We start from the raw sequence: 19,441 nt of genomic DNA, 5'->3' as shown, positions 1-19,441 counted from the left end.
ACAGGAGGGGTCCGATACTTGAAACGTGGAAGGGGGTTACGGTGAAGCAACTCGCTTTCCTGCGGGCGAGCTGGTGAGCCTTCCCCCCCAGCCGGGTAATGGCTATCGGATCCGCGGGCAAATGTTGTATGTCTGCCGAAAGGACATATAAGCTCTTATTTTTAGTGAAAACCGTCTTTCGGTAGACCTTAAGGACAAATAAAATTTTATTTTTTACAAACAGCGACCTAAATGTCCATTGGCTTTCTTGCCACAGAATTTTTTGTTATCAACCAATTGTTATACTAGAACTTACTAGCGTGTAAACCGTCAGTAGATATTTAAATACCTCAACCTCTCTAACTTCGCAATGTTTGCGTTGCCCCAATACTTACAAAAGTGGCCGTGGAACAAGGAGACTCCCGCCGGAGAAAGAGGTAGGCAAGACCCCACAGATCCCGGGGCTCGAGGAGGCTTGCCAGCTCGCCGGCAGGACGCGAGTTGTTCCACGGCCACCTTTATTCTAACTAAATCTACGGAAACATCCCTCTTTCGGGATTACCAAATTTATCTGAAATTAAAGTCTTCAAGATTATGCATCGATCATTGAATAACAATGGTAATTATTCCATAAAAAAAGAAGGGTGGCTCCCTTCTTTTTTAACTTAAACGAAGATGTCTGTTTTTTCCTTTTAAAATTTGAAAGATTCCAAATAACAACAGTCCAGCGGAAACAATACCTAACAACCATTGACCATTTGGTTGTCCCGCTAATTTAGATAAAGCAGCATCAAGTCCTAGTGCTTGGCTTGTTTGTGCTTTCATGGCTGTTTGAATAAAGAAATACCCAATCAAACCAAATACGACTCCTCGTGATAATAACCCTATCTTTCCTGTTTTACTTACTGCTGATTTTTCTTTCTTAGTCATTTCACTATAATTGAATTGCTTTTTGAATTTTTCCGTCATACCTCGATACATTTCATATAGCCCATAAAGAATGATCGCTCCACCTACACCCATAATTACATATTGCCCCATAGGTTGAGCTAATACTTTTGCCGTTAACGATTGTTTCGTACTTCCACCTGAGGATCCTCCTCCAGATTGAAGAGCCCCTATAAGTATAGAAAAAGCTTTCATAGCAAGTGCACCATACATGATTCCACTCAAAAGATATCCAACTCTTGAACCTATTCCTTTATTTTCAGGGTTTTTAATCAGCTGAATCAATCTCCATACAATATAACCTATTAATCCAATAGTTGTTAACCAAAGCAGTATATTGCCAAATTGTTGTTTCGCTAAGGTATCTAATGCACCTTTTGAACCAGTAGTTTTACCACCTATTCCTAAAGCTGCCATTAATGATAAAGCTCCCAAGAGCACATAAATAGTACCCTTTGCAGTATATCCAAATCTCGCAAATGCTCGTACCCATGGTTTTACATCTTGGGTTGCTTGTTTTCCTTTTCGTTCTGCTCTTTTTTTGGTAACTTCCAGACTACTATCCAACTCCATCGCTCCTTTACTTTTATTTACTTTATCAATAAAATAAATCCCCCTTATCCAAAGAAAACAAACATATTTTGAAAAATATAGGTAAAAAGTATAAGAAAGACGCAACCGCCCTGGGAGCACCGTATATACTGCGGCCTACACAACGTATGTTGGTTCGATGTTGCTACGTAACGCAGCGGACTTAATCGAACTTCCCCTGAATCCGTAGGAGATAAAGGAAACACGAAAACACCAGTGATTCGATGTTAACTTATCGTAAGGAGGGGCAGGAAGTTTGCTAGTCGATGGGCGCTGGAGCTGGACGTGGCCACATCACATTTTCAGTTATACCCATGCATGGAATTTTATAGTACGCTAGACAACAAACAAAGCTTGTAGTGATGATCATCACTACAAGCTTTGTTATTTTTTACTATTAAGTTGCTTGAAGAAACTCTTTTCGTTGCTTCTCAATTTCTGGATCATTTATATATTCATCATAAGACATGTACTTGTCGATTACGCCGTTTGGAGTGATCTCAATAATGCGGTTGGCAATCGTATCAATAAATTGATGGTCATGAGATGAGAATAATATTGAACCTTTGAAGTTGGTTAATCCTTCGTTTAATGCTGTGATGGCTTCTAGGTCTAAGTGGTTCGTTGGTTCATCTAATAGAAGAACGTTTGAACCACTAAGCATCATTTTAGAAAGCATACAACGTACTTTCTCACCACCAGATAGTACTTTAGCTTTCTTCTTCACTTCTTCACCAGAGAATAGCATACGACCTAAGAAACTTCTTAGGAACGTTTCCGTTTCGTCTTCAGGAGAATACTGACGTAACCATTCAACAAGATTCTGGTCATTGTCTTCAAAGAATGCTGAGTTATCTTTTGGGAAGTAGCTTTGAGATGTAGTGACGCCCCATTTGTAAGAACCGGAATCTGGTTCAATCTCACCCATAAGAATCTTAAATAAAGTCGTTTTTGCGATTTCATTATCTCCAACAAGCGCAACTTTGTCATCTTTATGCATCGTGAGGGATAAGTTATCGAGCACTTTCACGCCATCTATTGTTTTAGTAAGATTTTTCACTTCAAGAAGATCGTTACCAATCTCACGATCAGGCTTGAACGCAATATAAGGATAACGACGACTAGAAGGTTTAATATCATCTAATGTAATCTTATCAAGAAGTTTTTTACGTGAGGTTGCCTGTTTAGACTTAGATTTATTTGCACTAAAGCGTTGTATGAATTCTTTTAATTCCGCAACTTTTTGTTCTTTTTTCTTGTTTTCCTCTTTAGCCATTTTTTGAGCTAATTGACTTGATTCGTACCAGAAATCGTAGTTACCTACGTAAATTTGTATTTTTCCAAAGTCAAGGTCTGCAATATGAGTACATACGCTATTTAAGAAATGACGATCGTGAGAAACAACGATTACAGTACCTTCAAAGTTAATGAGGAATTCTTCTAACCACTGAATCGCACGAATATCTAGGTGGTTGGTAGGCTCGTCAAGAAGAAGTACATCAGGATTACCGAATAAAGCTTGAGCAAGCAATACTTTCACTTTCTGAGAACCTGTTAGTTCGGACATCTTCTTATTATGAAGATCTTCTTCGATACCTAGTCCTGTTAGTAGACGGGATGCATCAGATTCAGCTTCCCAACCGTTCATTTCAGCAAATTCACCTTCAAGTTCAGCAGCTCGCATGCCGTCCTCTTCACTGAATTCTGCCTTCATATAAATTTCATTCTTTTCTTGCATGACTTCATACAAGCGTTTGTACCCCATAATGACAACTTGAAGTACATCATACTCTTCATATTCGAAGTGATTCTGCTTTAAAACAGCCATACGATGATTAGATTTTAATGACACTTCACCTGTTTGAGCTTCTATATCTCCAGATAAGATTTTTAAAAATGTTGATTTACCTGCACCATTAGCACCAATAAGTCCATAACAGTTACCAGGTGTGAATTTTATATTAACGTCTTCGAATAATTTTTGATCGCCAAAACGAAGACTTACATTTGTAGCCTGTAGCATAGTATATAATCCTCCAATTCTATAAAGTTACCACATGAAATTATATCATTGTACTATCAATTAAGATAGACCAACGAAGAAAAACACGGTAACAATAACTTTCACTAGGATTGCCATTTTCCATCAAGTTAAACATTTCATAAGATTTAAAAGAAAACTTGCCGAGTGGCAAGCCTTTGGCGCAGACAGAAGCCTAGTTGCGCTAATACTTTCACCATTTATAAGGTTTAAACTTTCTAAAAGTGAAAAAAAGTCCATTACCCATCATCGCAAAATATTCGCTACTTTGCAACAATAGGCAACAGACCTTTACTAAACTTCTTATCCAAAGAAGCTAACCCATATTTTTATTGCACTTGCTAAGATCAATGCTGCTAAGATACCCTGTAGTATTTTTGTGTTGATTTTCTTGCCAGCATTAGCACCTAATGGTGATGCAAGTAAACTGGCTACAATCATAACACCTGCAGGAAGGTATTCTACTTGACCAGTAGTCACTTTCCCAATAGTTGCTCCTATAGAGGATATGAATGTTATTGCAAGAGAACTTGCAATAGTCATGCGCGTAGGTATTTTCAGCACAACCAACATAATAGGTACCAAAATAAATGCTCCTGCAGCACCTACTATCCCTGCACCTATCCCTGTGACAAATGCAAGCGATGCTGCTAACCCCTTGTTAAATTTCACTTCTGTTAGATTTTGATCTTCAATCCCCTCTTTAGGAACAAACATCATAATCGCTGCAATGGTAGCTAACAGACCATATACTAGGTTAACTGCACTATCTGACATCATATTAGAACCATATCCACCTATAAAGCTGCCAATCAGAATACTTATTCCCATATAAAGAATAAGGGATTTATTTAAGTACCCACCTTTACGGTAAGCCCATACACCACCAATTGTGGCAAATAGTACTTGTACAGCACTAATTCCAGATACCTCATGAGCTGTAAATGCTGTAAATCCTAACAGTGGAGGGATATAAAGTAACATAGGGTACTTTATGATTGAACCTCCGATTCCAACCATTCCCGAAACAAAAGAACCTACAAATCCAATAATAAATATAGTCAATAATAACAAGAAATCCATTTCCATGTGTGGACCCTCCCATAACAACTTCTTCCACTTATAAATGCAATGTTTAAAAAATACGCCCAGTTTCCTTATAGGAAGCTAATTAGCAAGTTGAGGGATAAAATGAATGAGAAGGATACGAAAAAAGTATCCTTCTCACAAAACTTCTTTACCCCTGGCAGTATTTTTCAGGGTAAAAAAATTATATAAACAGATTTACATTTCCATTTTCAGCATCTGCTAGGTATGCTGCAACGCCAGCATAAGTGATATCATCTAACATTTCAGCACGTTGAAAACCAAGTAGATCCATTGTCATTTGACACGCAACAAGGTTAATTCCTTGCATTTGAGCCATCTCTATTAGATCAGGTACTGAACTTGTGTTATGCTTTTTCATTACTTTCTTAATCATTTTAGGGCCCATTCCAGCCATGTTCATTTTAGATAATCCCATTTTATCTGCGCCTCTTGGCATCATCTTTCCGAACATTTTCTCAAGGAACCCTTTTTGAGCTTCCACTTTTCCGTCTTTTCGAAGAGCATTTAGCCCCCAAAAGGTGTGAAATATCGTTACCTCATGATCATAAGCTGCAGCCCCATTAGCGATAATATAAGCAGCCATGGCCTTATCATAATCTCCACTAAATAGAATGATATTTGTTTTCTTTGTTTCAGACATATTGTGTCCTCCTCTCGTTGTTTATTACACTTACATGCGTGGGTATTTTAAGATGTTATATTATCCCTTTTGAATATAGAATGTGAATACTCCATCATCTTCTTTTTGATCAAGTAGCTCATGACCAGAAGATTTACTCCATGCAGCCAAGTCTGCTTTAGCACCTGCGTCAGTTGTAACAACTTCTATTACTTGATTAGCATCTAATTCCCCAATTGCTTTCTTTGTTTGAACTAATGGCATTGGGCATGCAAGACCTTTTACATCTAATGTTTTATCAATATTCATAATAATGACCTCCAAAAATATAATTTATAAAGTAAATTTAAATACCTATATGGGTATATTACACCTTACAAAGGATATCGTCAACCCCCGGGGGCATATAGATTTCAATGATACTTCTTACCCTTGTTACATTAACCTCTGCTAGAGTTTCAAATTAATGGGACCAGGAAGAGATATCGGTTCTTTTTGGTTTTAATGATAATTTTGCTATCATGGAATTGGTACATTTTAAAACTGGAAAGGATCAATTTATGAAGCAATTAATTCTGGTAGGAGCTGGCCATGCACATCTCCATATAATTAAACAATGGATAGACCATGCTATTGATGAGGTAGAGTTAACTATCCTGTCCCCAAATGAATACCAGTACTATTCTGGAATGTTCTCTGGATACACAGAAGGGTTATATGATATAGAAGACATTCGCGTTAATGTAGAGTCCTTAGCTGAACAAGCTGGAGCGACATTTTACAAAGAAGCTGTAATGTCAGTTGACGGAGAACAAAAAATACTTCTTACTGATAAAGGTAAAGTTCTTAGTTATGATGCAGTATCTTTTGATATAGGGTCCCTTACTGCTCATACAGATTTACCTGGCATTAAAGAATACGCCAAGCGCATTAAACCAAATTACCATTTTCCTGATATGATAAAAGAAATGCAAGAAAGTTCTAATCCTGTCATAGTCGGAGGGGGTATAGCCGGAACAGAATTAGCCCTATCTTTGCAAGCTTACCGACAAAAACATCAAGAAATAGCTCATGTTACATTAATATCTAGTTCTAATCGTTTATTGGAGAACCAATCTCAAAAAGCATCCAATAAAATGGAACAAATAGTACAAGAACGTGAAATCTCTACTCATACCGGAAAAAGAGTTCGCGAAATAGATTCGACACACATCATTACGGAAACAAACGAAAAAATAGACTACAAGGATGTATTGTGGTTGGCAGGCCCAAAAGCACCTGACCTATTTCGTGTATCTAATTTGCCTATTGATGAAGAAGGATACTTGCAAGTCGAATCTACCTTACAAGTTAAAGCGCATCCTTCTATTTTTGGTGCAGGTGATTGTATAACGTTAACGAATGCACCAAATCTACCTAAAAATGGCGTATTTGCGATTAAACAAGCACCTATTCTATGGGATAATCTTAAAGGATTCTTAACTGATAGCGATGGTCAACACTATAAACCACAAAAAAAATACTTAGCCATAATGTCTATTGGACATAAAGAAGGTTTCCTATTATATGGTTCCTGGACATTTAAAGGGAAGTTGGCTTGGAAACTGAAACATTCAATTGATCAGAAATTCATTCAATCTTATCAACAGAATTAATGTATTGATCTAGGGGGCATCCCCCCTTTTTTTATTTTTGTCTAGCGTACTATAAAAATGTTGGCTTGTGTATAACTTAATAAGTATAGAGGCGGCGTCCAGCCCCAGCTACTAGCAAACTTCCTACCCCTCCTTACGATAAGTCAACATCGAATCACTAATGTTTTCGTGTTTTCTTTATCTCATACGGATTCAGGGGAAGTTCGATTAAGTCCGCTACGTTACGTAGCAACATCGAACCAACCCACGTCCTGTGGGCAGCAGCATATACATCGCTAAACGGGCGCATGTGCTTTTGTTCTTAGCAAAGTCTCACCCGATTTTATTACTCACTTTCTTAAGGAACAGTAGTCTCTAATACTAAAAATTCCACTTCACTTTAGTTTACATAATATTATTATGGGTAAATAAAATAAAGAAGGAGCAGCATTTCGCCGCTCCTTCTTTATTTTAATATAGTATTTATTTATTCCAATTACCGCTGTTGTTTTCAACAACTTGTAGTTCTTTCATGCTGGTTGCCATATCATTCTGACAAATAGGACACTTAGGAGTTTCTTGACTCTTGAAGTTATCTCTCATCCATGCATTACAATCCTCGGATGTACACTCCCAGATTTTTAGGTCTTCTTTTTTGACCTCTTGCTGATTCTTTTTTCCAAACGCCATCTGAATGCCTCCTTCGGATATGATATATGAAAAAGCTACCTCTTAAGGTAGCTTTAATCATTATACTTTAGTTACATTAGCTGCTTGTGGTCCGCGGTTACCTTCAGTAACTTCAAACTCTACTGTTTGACCTTCTTCTAAAGTTTTGAAGCCTTCTTGGTTGATTGCGCTGAAGTGTACGAAAACATCGTCTTCGCCTTGTACTTCAATGAATCCAAAACCTTTTTCTGCGTTAAACCACTTAACTGTACCTGTTTTCATGAGAGAAAACCTCCATTGCTAATTTCTTAATATGTTTCACTTTCTTTTAAAAAAGAATCACATATTATAAAAAGTACCAACGTTAATTGATACTCTTTATAATATGTGATAGTGAGTATTTCAATTTCCGTAAAATATGAAGCAAGTTATTCATTTTTCAATTAAGTTAATCATACTACTTTAACGTAAAGAAGTCAAGTTTCAGGAAGCGAACTGTGGAAACTTTCTTATTTTTTAGTACAAAAACAAAGGAATAAATCTGAAAAGCTCTATGTAAATAGAGCTTTTTCATAAGGTTCATTTATAGTATATGAAAGCTATCATAAATTATACATTTTTTTTGCTATTCTCTGTTAATCTTAGAAATTCTTCTACATCCTTCACGCAAATTTCTATTGCGCTCTCCCAAAATTCTTGGTCAGTTAGATCCACACCAAGATGTTTTGTTGCAAGGTCTTCTACTGACATCCTACCGGTATCTTGAAGTAAGGAAATATATTTTTCTTCAAAATCACGCCCTGATTCAAGTGCTTTCCTATATATTCCAAGACTAAATAAATATCCAAATGTATAAGGAAAGTTATAAAAGGGTACATCTGTTATATGGAAATGAAGTTTGGAAGCCCAATAATAGGGAGAGTACTCATCTAAAGAATCACAATATGCTTCTCTTTGTGCATCTTCTGTTAACTGTTTAAGCTTTTCCACAGAAACAGTTCCTTTTTTCCTTTCTTCATAAAAACGAGTTTCAAAAAGGAAGCGGGAATGGATATTCATAAAGAATGCGACACTTCTTTGTATTTTATCTTCCAATAAATGAAGCCTTTCTTCTTCATTCGAAGCATGTTTAACAGAGGCGTCAGCAACAATCATCTCTGCAAATGTTGATGCTGTCTCCGCAACATTCATCGCATACAATTGATTTAACGGCTCTAAATCATCCATAACATGTTGATGGAAAGCATGGCCCAATTCATGAGCAAGTGTCGCTACGTTAGAAGGTGTCCCCGAATAAGTCATGAAAACTCGTGTTTGTTTGCTATCGGGAAAGCTTGTGCAAAAACCTCCAGGTTGTTTTCCACTTCGATCCTCAGCTTCTATCCAACTTTCTTCAAATGCTCTTTTAGCGAATGCAGCCATTTTGGGGCCGAAGCGTTCAAACTGCTCTTCGATAAATTCTGCTCCATTATCAAACGAAACCTTGTTCTCATTGTTTGAAATAGGCGCACCAATATCATACCAACTTAGTCGTTCTAAACCTAATAAGGAAGCCTTTCTTTGTAAATAGTGAACAAAAATATTCTTGTGCTTATTAATAGCATTCCACATAGCATGTAATGTTTGCTCATTCATTCGATTTATTTGCAGTGGTTCTTTTAAAACATTATCCCAACCTCTATGTTTATAAGTTTGCAGGCGAAAACCGGAAAGATGATTTAATGTTTCTCCAAAATAATCTTCCTTATCCGCCCATGCTTTTTGAAGCTTATCATGTACCTCTTTTCGCGTGTTACGTTCCGAACTACTTAGTTTATTAGCTGCTTGACCTACAGATAATTCTTTCTTTTCGCCATTATCATCTAAAATGACACTCATACTTCCAACAATTGTATCGTACATCTCTCCCCAAGCATGGTAGCCATCTACTGCTAAATCATTCACCAGTGCTTCTTGCTCTAACGGTAATTTCTCTTTAACTTGGTTTCTTCTCTCATTTAATACAAAAGATAATTTATTTAATGTTGGATGATTCAGTATATCATTCCATGTATTTTCTTGAATTTGAGAAAGCTTTTGATCAAATGTAGTTAGTATTGTTGATAAGTCTGCACCTAATTGATTAAGCTTAGCTCTGTACAAACCAGCATTTTTATCATTAACATCTTGGGCACTTAAACAACTCACAAAAGCGGAACTCTCCATTAGCTGTTTAAACGTTACATTGACATGATCAACGATATGAATGATTGCATTGGCATTATTGGTGGGCGTGGGTATTTCCCATTCTTTAACACACTTCTCTAACTCTTTCATCTTATGATGTGTATCTTCTATGTAAGATGCGAACCCCTCTGAATCACTACCACCTTCAAAAAACATATCTAAATCCCATGTTTGGCTATACTGTGTTTTCGTCACAACCAATTCCTCCTTTATATCGTCTCTTTAATTATATACATTATTTAGAATTTTTCTATATTGTTCAAAAAGTTATACTTTTTAACTTTTTAAGAAACACGCAAGCTCCCTTCTACTGATGCTTTACATGATGTAGGTTGGTTTGATGTTGCTCCGTGAGGTGAGCCTACATGATGTAGATCAGTTCGATGTTGCTGCGTGATGCAGCGGTTTTAATCGAATCTTAATCACAGAACCTCTTTCAAAATTCACCTGATTCCTTGTAATCAAAGAAAGACGGAAGCGGTAGTGATTCGATGTTGACTTATCGTAAGGAGGAGCAGGAAGTTCGCTGGGGCTGGAGCCAGACGTATGTGCCCATAATTATGCTTTCTTCACTATTAATAGCGCAAGCCTTTGGAGCAGACAGAGGCCTAGTTTATATAGATAGAAAAAGTAAAAAAGGACTATACATTCTGTATAATCCCTTTTGTCTATCTATATAAACATTGCTTCTAAAGAAGGTTCAGATTCAACAAAACCAACCGCTACTGCATTATATATTTGGTTTTCGTTTAACATAACATCTGGTATTACTAGCACAACTTGTTTTGACCCAGCTGGACGTACTTCTAAATCTACTTTTGTAGGAGGAATTGATTTATATTGTGTAGCTTCGTTAAATCCTACGTTAGAGAAGAGTATATCCCCACCCTTTACTGCAATATCAACTCGTGGTGCATCAGGAGATAAATGGATAAATCGTACTTTTGCTTTACCTTGCTCTGGATATAGGTCATCTTGGTATGGGAGTAATTTCAGCTTTTCAACCTTTCCAGCTGCAGCAAGTGTGATGGCACTATTCGGAGGGACATTTACATCTTTTGTTAATACAGCTTCTTGCTGTCCAGTTGCTGTTATCTTAATACGATAATCTCCTGGCATAACCGGAATATAATCACTAACTTGCTTGTATGCTACATCTTGAAGTAGTAATTGACCATTCACATAAATATCCACATTAGGTGCATTAGGAGAAGCGTGGAACACTCTCACATAGGATTGCTGTTGATTATTTCGATATTGTGCATGGCCCATTTGCTGTTGTTGCTGTAATTGTATAAGTTGCTGCATACATTCAAAATGCTTCATATAATACATCATATGTTTTTGGGGATCAATGTACTTATAGTAACCCGCTAGCAATTCATACATTCCTGCCTTATGTGCTAATTCCCTTTCATACTGATTATATGAATTCATCATTTCACTCCTAAGGATTAATAATTTCATTCCCTTTAATCCCTATGAAGGAAAGTCCATGTTCATGCCAGTAAAAGAGGATTAAATGCTTATTTTTTAGAATAATTTTGATTAAGGTTTTACAAGCTACTAATAGATGTGGTACATTCTAACAGAATTGATTTTACAACAAGGGAGATGTTCTTTGTGACATTTAAAAAGAAATTGACAGCCATGTTATTTGGTTTAGTACTTGCAATCGGATTAGCTGCATGTGGTAATGGCGAATCCGGTGATAATGCTAACTCTGATAAAAATAATGATGAAAAGCAAGAAGATAAGAGTGATAAATCAACAAAAGACGATAGCTCAAATGAATCTGATGGTGGCGACAGCAAATCGAAAAGTGCAAACACTGACATCAAAGAAAGTGGCGATGTAGCAGCTGTTGTAAATGGCGAAGAAATTCCAATGAAGAAATTCAACGATCAGCTAATGTCCCAGGCAAATCAGATGTCTCAATCTGGACAAGAACTTAAAGAATCACAAGTAAAACAATTAAAATCCTCCATTATGCAACAACTAATTAATACAGAGTTAATTCTTCAAAAAGCTGAAGAAAATGACATTACTGCATCAGAAGATAAAGTGAAAAAACAATTTAATCAAATCAAAGAGCAAAATGGAGACAACTTCCAAAAACTATTAGAGCAAAACGATCTTACAGAAGAAGAACTTAAAAACAATATTAAGAAAAACCTTAAAATTCAGCAGTTCATCGATAAGAATACTGAAGAAGTAGAGGTTACTGAAAAAGAACTTAAAGCAGAATATGACAAAATGAAGCAACAATACGAAGCGATGAACAAACAAAGCGACAAAGAAATGGAAGTTCCTAAGTTTGAAGATGCTAAAAAGAAACTAAAAGATAGCGTTAAGAAGAAGAAAGAAAACGAACAAGTAACAAAACTTCTTAAAGAACTCAAGAAAAATAGTGAGATTGAAAAGAAAGTAAACGTATAAAAAGAACATGAAAAAGCAGCCTTCTCGGCTGCTTTTTTTATCTAAAAATCCTAATAATTATTTCATTCATGTATATAACTTTCTAAGTTAATCTACATTCAGCAACTAGTGTGCTTCATTACATCCTTTAGGCTCATAACACCCAGTAACACTCGAACCATAGGCAAACCCATACAACACTATGCAGAAGCTTACCCATTTGTACTCACAGTTAACTTAAACCTTTTTTCTAGCAATGGTTATTGTAAGGATATAATTATATTTATCTGCATGTTTTAGTTCATCTGTTAGTATTTCAAATACCATATCTCTATAATACCTAGTAGGTAATCCTGCACGAATATCTCGATATTTCTCAACCGCCGCAAGTTCTCCAAATAAAGCTTTTTTTACTCCTTCTTCGAAGCTGTTTGGCTTTTGAAATGATTCATCATCCGTGTCTGTAATTTCTTCACCAGTAAAATCTCTATAGATCTGACGAAACATTTTATTGTGCTTTTGTTCATCATTTCGTATTGATGTAATAATTTCCTTATCTTCAGTTGTTGGAGCCACAGCTATTAAATAATCATAAAATAATTCGTCTTCCCTCTCACCTTGCACTGCCTTTCGTACCCCTACCAATGCTTCCTCTAAGGATTTATAAGATTTGTTCTGCCCATATCCTTGCAACATTGGATTTGGAGCATATTGCTTCTGTGTATAATTACCTTTTTGACCAGGCTGTATTTGTCTTTGAACCGGCATCGGCCAATAATAATATGGATTATAGTAATACATTAACAGACCTCCTTGCATTTCAAGTCTATACCAATAAATACGTGGAAAATAATGCTCTTATGCTAAAACTTATTAAGAAGAGAACAAAACACGCAACTTACTGTTGCGTGCTTTGATGTACTACTTGATTTAATTGTTCTTTCTTCTTATAAAGGATATCAATAGAGGTATCATCCTGTAATGAATACATTACCCCTTCTTCATATTCCTCTAATGACTTACTCATTTGCTCTTGATACATAGTTATATGCTCTTTCCATTGAGGAAGATAATACTCAACTAGATCTTCCTTTTGAGCATTTATATACTCTTCTAGTAAAGGCTTTATTTTCACTTGTAGTGCTTCTTTCATTTTTTCCTTTTCATTTTGCTCAAAAAACGATTTCGTGTTTTTAAACAAATTGAGTTCCTGATCAAAATATCCGGACTTCACATGCTTAAATGGTTCTTGAATTTCTGGAGTTTGATAAGATTTCTCATTTGCATGCGGTAAAGAGAAATCTGATATTAATCTTTGTGTTTGTTCTTGTACATCGTCTTTCAACTCAGATACGGTTTCTTTAAGGAACGATTCCACTCGTATAGACACGGCTCGCACTTCTTGTTTAAGCTCACTAGCTAGCTGATCCATTAATCCAAAGATACCTGTCTCCAGATCTTGTTTGGCAAGTTTACTACTCCCTTGAATGGTGGAGGGGTTTATATGTTCTTTAAAGAAATCCGTAAACCTTAATAAGAGTCTTTCTTGTATATAATACGTTTGTTTATCAATTTTTTGTTGAATCGTACGCTCATACCTTGTTGTATCTATGGTTTTAATAATCTCAAGAGCTCTTGAGAGTTGTTCTTTTATAGCTTTCTTTTTCTCTTGTTTCGCTTCTTTACTTAAGGAAGCAGATTCAATCATATGCTGCATTATCTGAGTTGCTCGATTAATATCATAAACGGTTTCATGTACTAACAATCCTGAGATTTCTTCCTCCATAAAATGAGTAAAATCATCATTAAATTCCTCAATTCCTGATGAGGATAGAACAGGATGCTGACTTATGACAGAGTTTTCTTTTTCATTAAGAGCCATCAAACTAGACACAGGATATAAACGTGGATTGCGTATCCCAAATTGCGTTAGCTGTTCATCCATATAATTTGTTACAAGATGTAAATCTTCTGTATTTTGAGCTAGGTCAGCTGCATTTATAAGGAAAAACATCTTATCCATACTGAATGCATCTTTCACTCTGCCAAGCTGATAAAGAAAATCCTGGTCGGCTCTTGAGAAAGCATGGTTGTAGTACGTAACAAACAAGATCGCATCAGCTTGCTTCATATACTCAAAGGAAACTTCTGTATGTCTTGCATTCACAGAATCTGCACCAGGAGTATCGACTAAGGTAATTCCTTGTTTGGTTAAGGGGCAATCATAATAAAGGTTCATCCATTCTACAAAGCAAGAGCGAGTTTCATCAGACACATAAGCTGTAAACTCATCTAGAGTGACTGTAATAGAATGTCCAATGTATTCCTTCATTAAAGAATAACCTTCTTCAATAGCATTAATAAAAGAAAGGCGGTTTTGATCGATTGATGAAAGTTCACCTTGTTGCTTTAAATAAATTAGCTCTTCTACAACCTTTGTTAAGGTAGTAGATTGTAACACATCTTTACCAGCTGCAAATCGAATATCCTCTATTAACTGCGTTTCTGATTTCACTTTTACTTGGACATTACCATGACCATATTCATCATTAGATGGCATTATTCGATTAATTGTCGCTGTGGTAGGATTAGGTGAAACAGGTAACACTTTTTCACCTAAAAGTGCATTTGCAAAGGAAGACTTTCCTGCTGAAAAGGCTCCAAACAATGCTACCGTGTAATGTCGTGTTTGAAGCCTGGCTTTTTTCTCCTTCAATTCTTCTAGGATGGATCCAAATCCATGTACATCCTGTAAAACGTCCACTGTTCGATCAATAGCGTTTAGCGCAGATTCTATAGACATAGAAGCACTAGAATTATCACTTTTCTGTGAAGGATCTTCATCTGGATTATGTTCTCTATTCTGATTCTCCATTTTATTGATCCATTCTACCTGATGAATCTTTGCGTCGCGGTGTATTAATGATTGAGTTGCTTCATCATAAGCAGTTGTGCATATTTCTTCTCCGTTGACAATTAATTGATATTCATTTTTTCTTGTTTCTATAGCATTCTTCTCTTCCTCAATTTGATTTTTTAGCTCTTCATATTCTTTCATGGTATGTTCGAGGTTTTCTTTTTCTTCTAAGTCATGGTTCATTTGATTTTGGATACTTTCTTTAACAAGCTCCCATTTTGTTAACGCTAGTTGTTTGTAGCGCTGTTTTAGTTCATTGGTTACATCCTTTGTATAGACAAGCACATAATCTCCACCACTACCTGCGCCTGTTTTTATGAGACGTTTTAAATCTTCTGGTTCAAACGTTATTGATCCATTTTGTAGTTGCTGTAAAACCTCTTCCTCAACTACTTGATATTCCTTCGCAACTGTTAATAATTTGTTGCGTACTGGCCATTCCATATTCGCTTTCACTTTTTCCATTAAAGCATTATAGAAGTCATGAAGACGATTCTCTCTCTCTTCTTCCGTTTTTTTCTTTGTCATGAACAGGCCAACTTTAAAACCAGAGTCCATTGACTCAATAAAGGAACGAGCGTTTTCACGAAGGTCATGTGACATAACATATGCATTATTTAAAGTAGATTGTAATTCTGATAACATGGATTCTTCAGACTGTTCGGGTCTAGATCTCATTCTCGACTTTTCTTGTTGAACCTCTTCAACAGTCTTCACGTCGGAAATTGCTAGTTCATTTAGTTTATGCTGAAATTCTTCTATATTATTATCTTTTTGTTCCTTATAAGCTTCTACATGTTCTTGCACAATCGTGTTCACAGAGTGGTAGACTGTTTTATGCACAGTGTCATGCTTATGTTCTATCAATATCTTAACCTCTTGTTGTAATGCTTGAAAATCATTGTAGGAAAGCCCAGTATCAATTAATGACGTGAAAAATACCCCTTCAGGCTCAATTCCCCATACATCAAGAGATTGGTACACGCTATTTTTGAATGATGTAAAAGATAGCTCTTCTTCCTGATGCTTATCAACTTGATTCACAACAATATAGAGAGGTTTCCCCCTCTTCTTCATCTCAGCTAAAAAGGCTAAATTGACCTCTGATTGAACATGATTATAATCCATAACATAAAACAAAACATCCACCATATGCAGTGCTGACTCTGTCATAATACGATCTGCATCATTTGAAGAATCGATACCGGGTGTGTCCATGATGCTTACCCCTTCAGGTATTGAGGAGAGTGGCTTACTTACCTCAATCTCACGAACAGCATCTCCATCTTTACAAAAAGACTTAATGGTATCCAAATCATATTCTTGCTCAACTTCAATTGGGTCTTCTTTAGTAAAATATACACGCGCATACTCACGCCCATTTTTTACTTTGACTAAATTTGCGCTAGTTGGTATAGGACTTGAGGGTAAGATTTGTTCGCCAATTAACGTGTTTATCAATGTTGACTTTCCAGCAGAAAAATGCCCGGCAAATCCCATAACGAATTCCTCAGATTGAAGTTTCCCTAATAAATCAAGCGCTTTCTTAGACTGTACTTGATCATCATGAAGTTGAAATTGCTTATATAAAGTAGAAACGATTGGTATTAACTTTGATTGATCCATAGATTGATTTACATTCATTTTGATGGTAACCCCTTTGTTCATTGCATCTTTGTCCATTGTACTGAAATTACACAATGATTGACAGTAGGAACCTATTTTTTATTGCTAACTTTTTGCAATGTAATGGTGTAAAGCTTCTAACAATTTTTCATCAGCAGAAATTTCTTCTTGATATGCAATCGATTCATACTGTTTCAGAAGTTGTTTAGAAATATATAATGTTTTTTGGACTTCATCAGATTGAAACATAACCGTCTGATTGTCTATTTGCACATCACCACTAATAATCGATCGTTGCAAAAGTTGGATTTCTCGTTCAGATAAATGAACTACTCCAAGCCTACAACGTACTAAATAATCTCCGAACTCTTCTTCGTATATTTGTATATTCCGTTCACCGAGTTGATGCAACAATTGAAACAATAGTTGATATACAGGGTGTTGATAATGTCTAGGAATTGGCATTCGAAATTCAACAACCCCCCTCTTGCGAATGTATCTACGTTCCGGGAGATTCCTTGTCTTTCCATCGATAGAATTAACTCTGATGAATTCACCATTATCTGTTAAGACCTGAAGCGGTTCAACCGACACAACCCTCGCCATTGAGCCATTCACAAGGACCTCGTCAAAAATATGGACTTCTCGCGAAATTAGTTGAACCTTTCGCCCATATTCCCCTTCTCGTTTAGCGTGTGACTTTTGTGACAGAAAATTCTTAAATCTATTGATTTCTTCTTGTTGAAACCACCTTCTTTTTCGATTTCCAATCATCGCTACATCACTTTTAATCTGTTCCTCTTTTACGAACTTCATGAGGTACTGAGGTGTCATCTCTAACTGCCGAGCAGCGTCTTTAACAGATACCCCTGGAAGTTGAAACACTTCGCGTAAACGTTTCAATTCCTCTTCACTGAATCGATAGCCTCCATCACGTCTATGAGTATCTATATTAATAGGCTCAGCTAATCTCTGTTGAACTAAGTATTGCACTTGCCGTTTGGTTTTTCCTAATTCATTCGCTACTTGATCGATAGAATAATACAATCCAATCACCACTTCCATTTCATTAAATATATTTTATGTAATCCATTTATTTATATAATTGTACCTTAACATAGAATAATGAGCAATTTTTCTAGGCTAATTACAATTAGATATGTTAAGCTTATGTTATAGATTTTATTAACTGGAACTACTGATGTCGATATACTGGAGGCTGATTTCGACATGAATATCTCATTAACGACAACGTCGTTGCGTTTGTCTAATGAAGTCGATTGGTTCGACGATACATTATATAAACAAGTGATAGCTCACGGTTATCGAAATATTGATTGGTCATACATACCTGATGATTGGCTTTTATACCTATTCCTTCACGAGGAACCTACTCTCGGAAAAAAGAGAAAGATGAATACATTAAAAGAATACTTTCGAGATATTCGTCACTTTTTATCCTATATACATGACAAAGATTTATCTGTTCGTCAGACCCATCATGAAGAGCTCGCTCATTATCAACATCAACTATCTGAACAGGGCTATAAACCTATGACCCTTCGTCGGAAAACTGCTGTGGTGAAATCTTTCCTCTCTTTCTTATACCGAAAAGGAATTATAAATGAAGATCTTACTAGAAGTATGAAACAAATCGCAGTGGAAAAAGAGGATTTGGTAAATCGTGATTTTTACGAGGAAGAAGTGCAGGCATTACTAGATTACTACAAAAAACATAATTGGTTTATGTACACTATGCTATTTGTTCTCGTTTCAACAGGTTTACGAATTCAAGAACTATCTACAGCAAAATGGTCTGGGGTTTATTATCACCCAGAAGTTGACCTTTATTTTATTACAGTAATCGGAAAGAGAGACAAAGTACGTGAGGTCCCGTTATTCGATGAGGTTCTTGAAGCGCTAACGGAGTTCCGATCAAGAAGAGGTTTTCATAGCGCTTTAGGAGACGATGGAACGGCATTGTTCCCGAAACCAAGCGGCAACCATTACCATTTCAAGTACTTGAGTCATGAATTCACAAACCAAATTAATCAACTAGCAGGTGTCTTCCCGTTTATTAAAAGACGTATGGATATGGAAGAACAAATGATGAATGATGGAAAATCCATCAAATTTAAAATCACTCCGCATACATGCAGACATTATACGGCTGCTTATTATTTATCTAAAGGAGCAGATTTAAAAGCCATACAAAACCTGCTTGATCATGAATCCTCCTCTACAACAGATAACTACCTTCGTAGAACTAGAAAATTCCATGAACATGCAGCAGTCAAAATTGGTGGACAGTTTATGAAAAGTAACCATTAGTCCAAGAATCGAAAAAAAGATTCTTGGAGGCAATCTAGTTTACATAACATTATTATGGTTTAATAACTTCCCTTTGTGAATTTTTAGATTTATTGCTTTACACCGTTACGGTAACGTGCTAAACTCTGTGTATAATACGTTAAAGGTTATGAGGAAGACAGATTTTTGGTTTGTTTTTCAGAGAGTCGATGGTTGCTGTGAATCGATAAACATCCTTAAATTGAGCACTTCTGAGCTGGTATCTGAACAAAGTAAGCATACCCGGTCCCCCACCCGTTATCGTGTCTGAGATCGCTCCCATATTTTGAGCGTATCAAGGGTGGTACCGCGTA

15 protein-coding genes and 1 other annotated feature (1 of these 16 only partly in view) are annotated in these 19,441 nt (G+C 36.3%); of the genes, 3 read left to right on the top strand and 12 right to left on the bottom strand.

The features are described 5' to 3' along the window. Window positions 1-639: 639 nt before the first annotated feature. The 5 genes from GLW08_RS00430 to GLW08_RS00410 all read right to left on the bottom strand — a co-directional run bounded on the left by GLW08_RS00430 (window position 640) and on the right by GLW08_RS00410 (window position 5,597). The gene (locus tag GLW08_RS00430) at window positions 640-1,494 is read right to left on the bottom strand and encodes a DUF1206 domain-containing protein (RefSeq protein ID WP_237458246.1); all 855 of its coding nucleotides are present in this window, start codon (window positions 1,492-1,494) and stop codon (window positions 640-642) included. 421 nt (window positions 1,495-1,915) lie between these two features. Next, window positions 1,916-3,541 carry an ABC-F family ATP-binding cassette domain-containing protein gene (locus GLW08_RS00425; protein ID WP_160846621.1) on the bottom strand — a complete coding sequence of 542 codons (1,626 nt, stop codon included), beginning with the start codon at window positions 3,539-3,541 and terminating at the stop codon, window positions 1,916-1,918. A 321-nt stretch (window positions 3,542-3,862) separates the two neighbouring features. Beyond that, entirely contained in the window at window positions 3,863-4,642 is a 780-nt protein-coding gene (locus tag GLW08_RS00420) for a sulfite exporter TauE/SafE family protein (RefSeq protein ID WP_160847839.1), read from the bottom strand. Window positions 4,643-4,829: 187 nt separating this feature from the next. Then, window positions 4,830-5,309: a DsrE/DsrF/DrsH-like family protein gene (locus GLW08_RS00415; RefSeq protein ID WP_160846620.1), complete on the bottom strand. Its 480-nt coding sequence runs from the start codon at window positions 5,307-5,309 to the stop codon at window positions 4,830-4,832. Between the two features lie 60 nt (window positions 5,310-5,369). Beyond that, complete coding sequence (locus tag GLW08_RS00410) at window positions 5,370-5,597, bottom strand: sulfurtransferase TusA family protein (protein ID WP_160846619.1); 228 nt, start codon at window positions 5,595-5,597, stop codon at window positions 5,370-5,372. Window positions 5,598-5,848: 251 nt separating this feature from the next. Here GLW08_RS00410 and GLW08_RS00405 point away from each other — a divergent pair, with 251 nt between their 5' ends. Further along, the gene (locus GLW08_RS00405) at window positions 5,849-6,943 is read left to right on the top strand and encodes an FAD-dependent oxidoreductase (RefSeq protein WP_160846618.1); all 1,095 of its coding nucleotides are present in this window, start codon (window positions 5,849-5,851) and stop codon (window positions 6,941-6,943) included. A 462-nt stretch (window positions 6,944-7,405) separates the two neighbouring features. On the opposite strand, the gene GLW08_RS00400 is transcribed toward GLW08_RS00405, so the two are convergent. The 4 genes from GLW08_RS00400 to GLW08_RS00385 all read right to left on the bottom strand — a co-directional run bounded on the left by GLW08_RS00400 (window position 7,406) and on the right by GLW08_RS00385 (window position 11,284). After that, on the bottom strand, window positions 7,406-7,612 hold the full coding sequence (locus GLW08_RS00400) for a cold-shock protein (protein ID WP_202406222.1): 207 nt from the start codon (window positions 7,610-7,612) through the stop codon (window positions 7,406-7,408). A 60-nt stretch (window positions 7,613-7,672) separates the two neighbouring features. After that, complete coding sequence (locus GLW08_RS00395; protein WP_036820291.1) at window positions 7,673-7,873, bottom strand: cold-shock protein; 201 nt, start codon at window positions 7,871-7,873, stop codon at window positions 7,673-7,675. 327 nt (window positions 7,874-8,200) lie between these two features. Further along, window positions 8,201-10,012, bottom strand: a complete 1,812-nt coding sequence (locus GLW08_RS00390; protein ID WP_160846617.1) for a M3 family oligoendopeptidase — start codon at window positions 10,010-10,012, stop codon at window positions 8,201-8,203. Window positions 10,013-10,489: 477 nt separating this feature from the next. Next, window positions 10,490-11,284 (bottom strand): DUF4397 domain-containing protein, encoded by a 795-nt coding sequence (locus GLW08_RS00385; protein WP_160846616.1) that lies wholly within the window; start codon window positions 11,282-11,284, stop codon window positions 10,490-10,492. Between the two features lie 156 nt (window positions 11,285-11,440). On the opposite strand from GLW08_RS00385, the gene GLW08_RS00380 reads away from it, so the two are divergent. Further along, entirely contained in the window at window positions 11,441-12,256 is an 816-nt protein-coding gene (locus GLW08_RS00380) for a SurA N-terminal domain-containing protein (protein ID WP_160846615.1), read from the top strand. Window positions 12,257-12,472: 216 nt separating this feature from the next. On the opposite strand, the gene GLW08_RS00375 is transcribed toward GLW08_RS00380, so the two are convergent. The 3 genes from GLW08_RS00375 to GLW08_RS00365 form a co-directional block, all read right to left on the bottom strand. Next, a complete protein-coding gene (locus tag GLW08_RS00375; RefSeq protein ID WP_237458245.1) occupies window positions 12,473-13,036 on the bottom strand; it encodes a ferritin-like domain-containing protein in 564 nt (187 codons plus the stop codon). 97 nt (window positions 13,037-13,133) lie between these two features. Further along, entirely contained in the window at window positions 13,134-16,796 is a 3,663-nt protein-coding gene (locus GLW08_RS00370; protein WP_160846614.1) for a dynamin family protein, read from the bottom strand. Between the two features lie 87 nt (window positions 16,797-16,883). Continuing rightward, a complete protein-coding gene (locus GLW08_RS00365) occupies window positions 16,884-17,825 on the bottom strand; it encodes a MerR family transcriptional regulator (protein ID WP_160846613.1) in 942 nt (313 codons plus the stop codon). Window positions 17,826-18,008: 183 nt separating this feature from the next. Between GLW08_RS00365 and GLW08_RS00360 the strand changes: the two genes are divergently transcribed. Then, entirely contained in the window at window positions 18,009-19,109 is a 1,101-nt protein-coding gene (locus GLW08_RS00360; RefSeq protein ID WP_160846612.1) for a tyrosine-type recombinase/integrase, read from the top strand. A 139-nt stretch (window positions 19,110-19,248) separates the two neighbouring features. After that, window positions 19,249-19,441: a binding site (T-box leader), on the top strand; it runs 15 nt beyond the window's last position.

The sequence above is a fragment of the Pontibacillus yanchengensis genome (assembly GCF_009856295.1).
Lineage (GTDB): Bacteria > Bacillota > Bacilli > Bacillales > BH030062 > Pontibacillus > Pontibacillus yanchengensis_A.
Note: the sequence above shows the minus strand (reverse complement) of the source record. Positions and strands in the feature narration are given on the sequence as shown.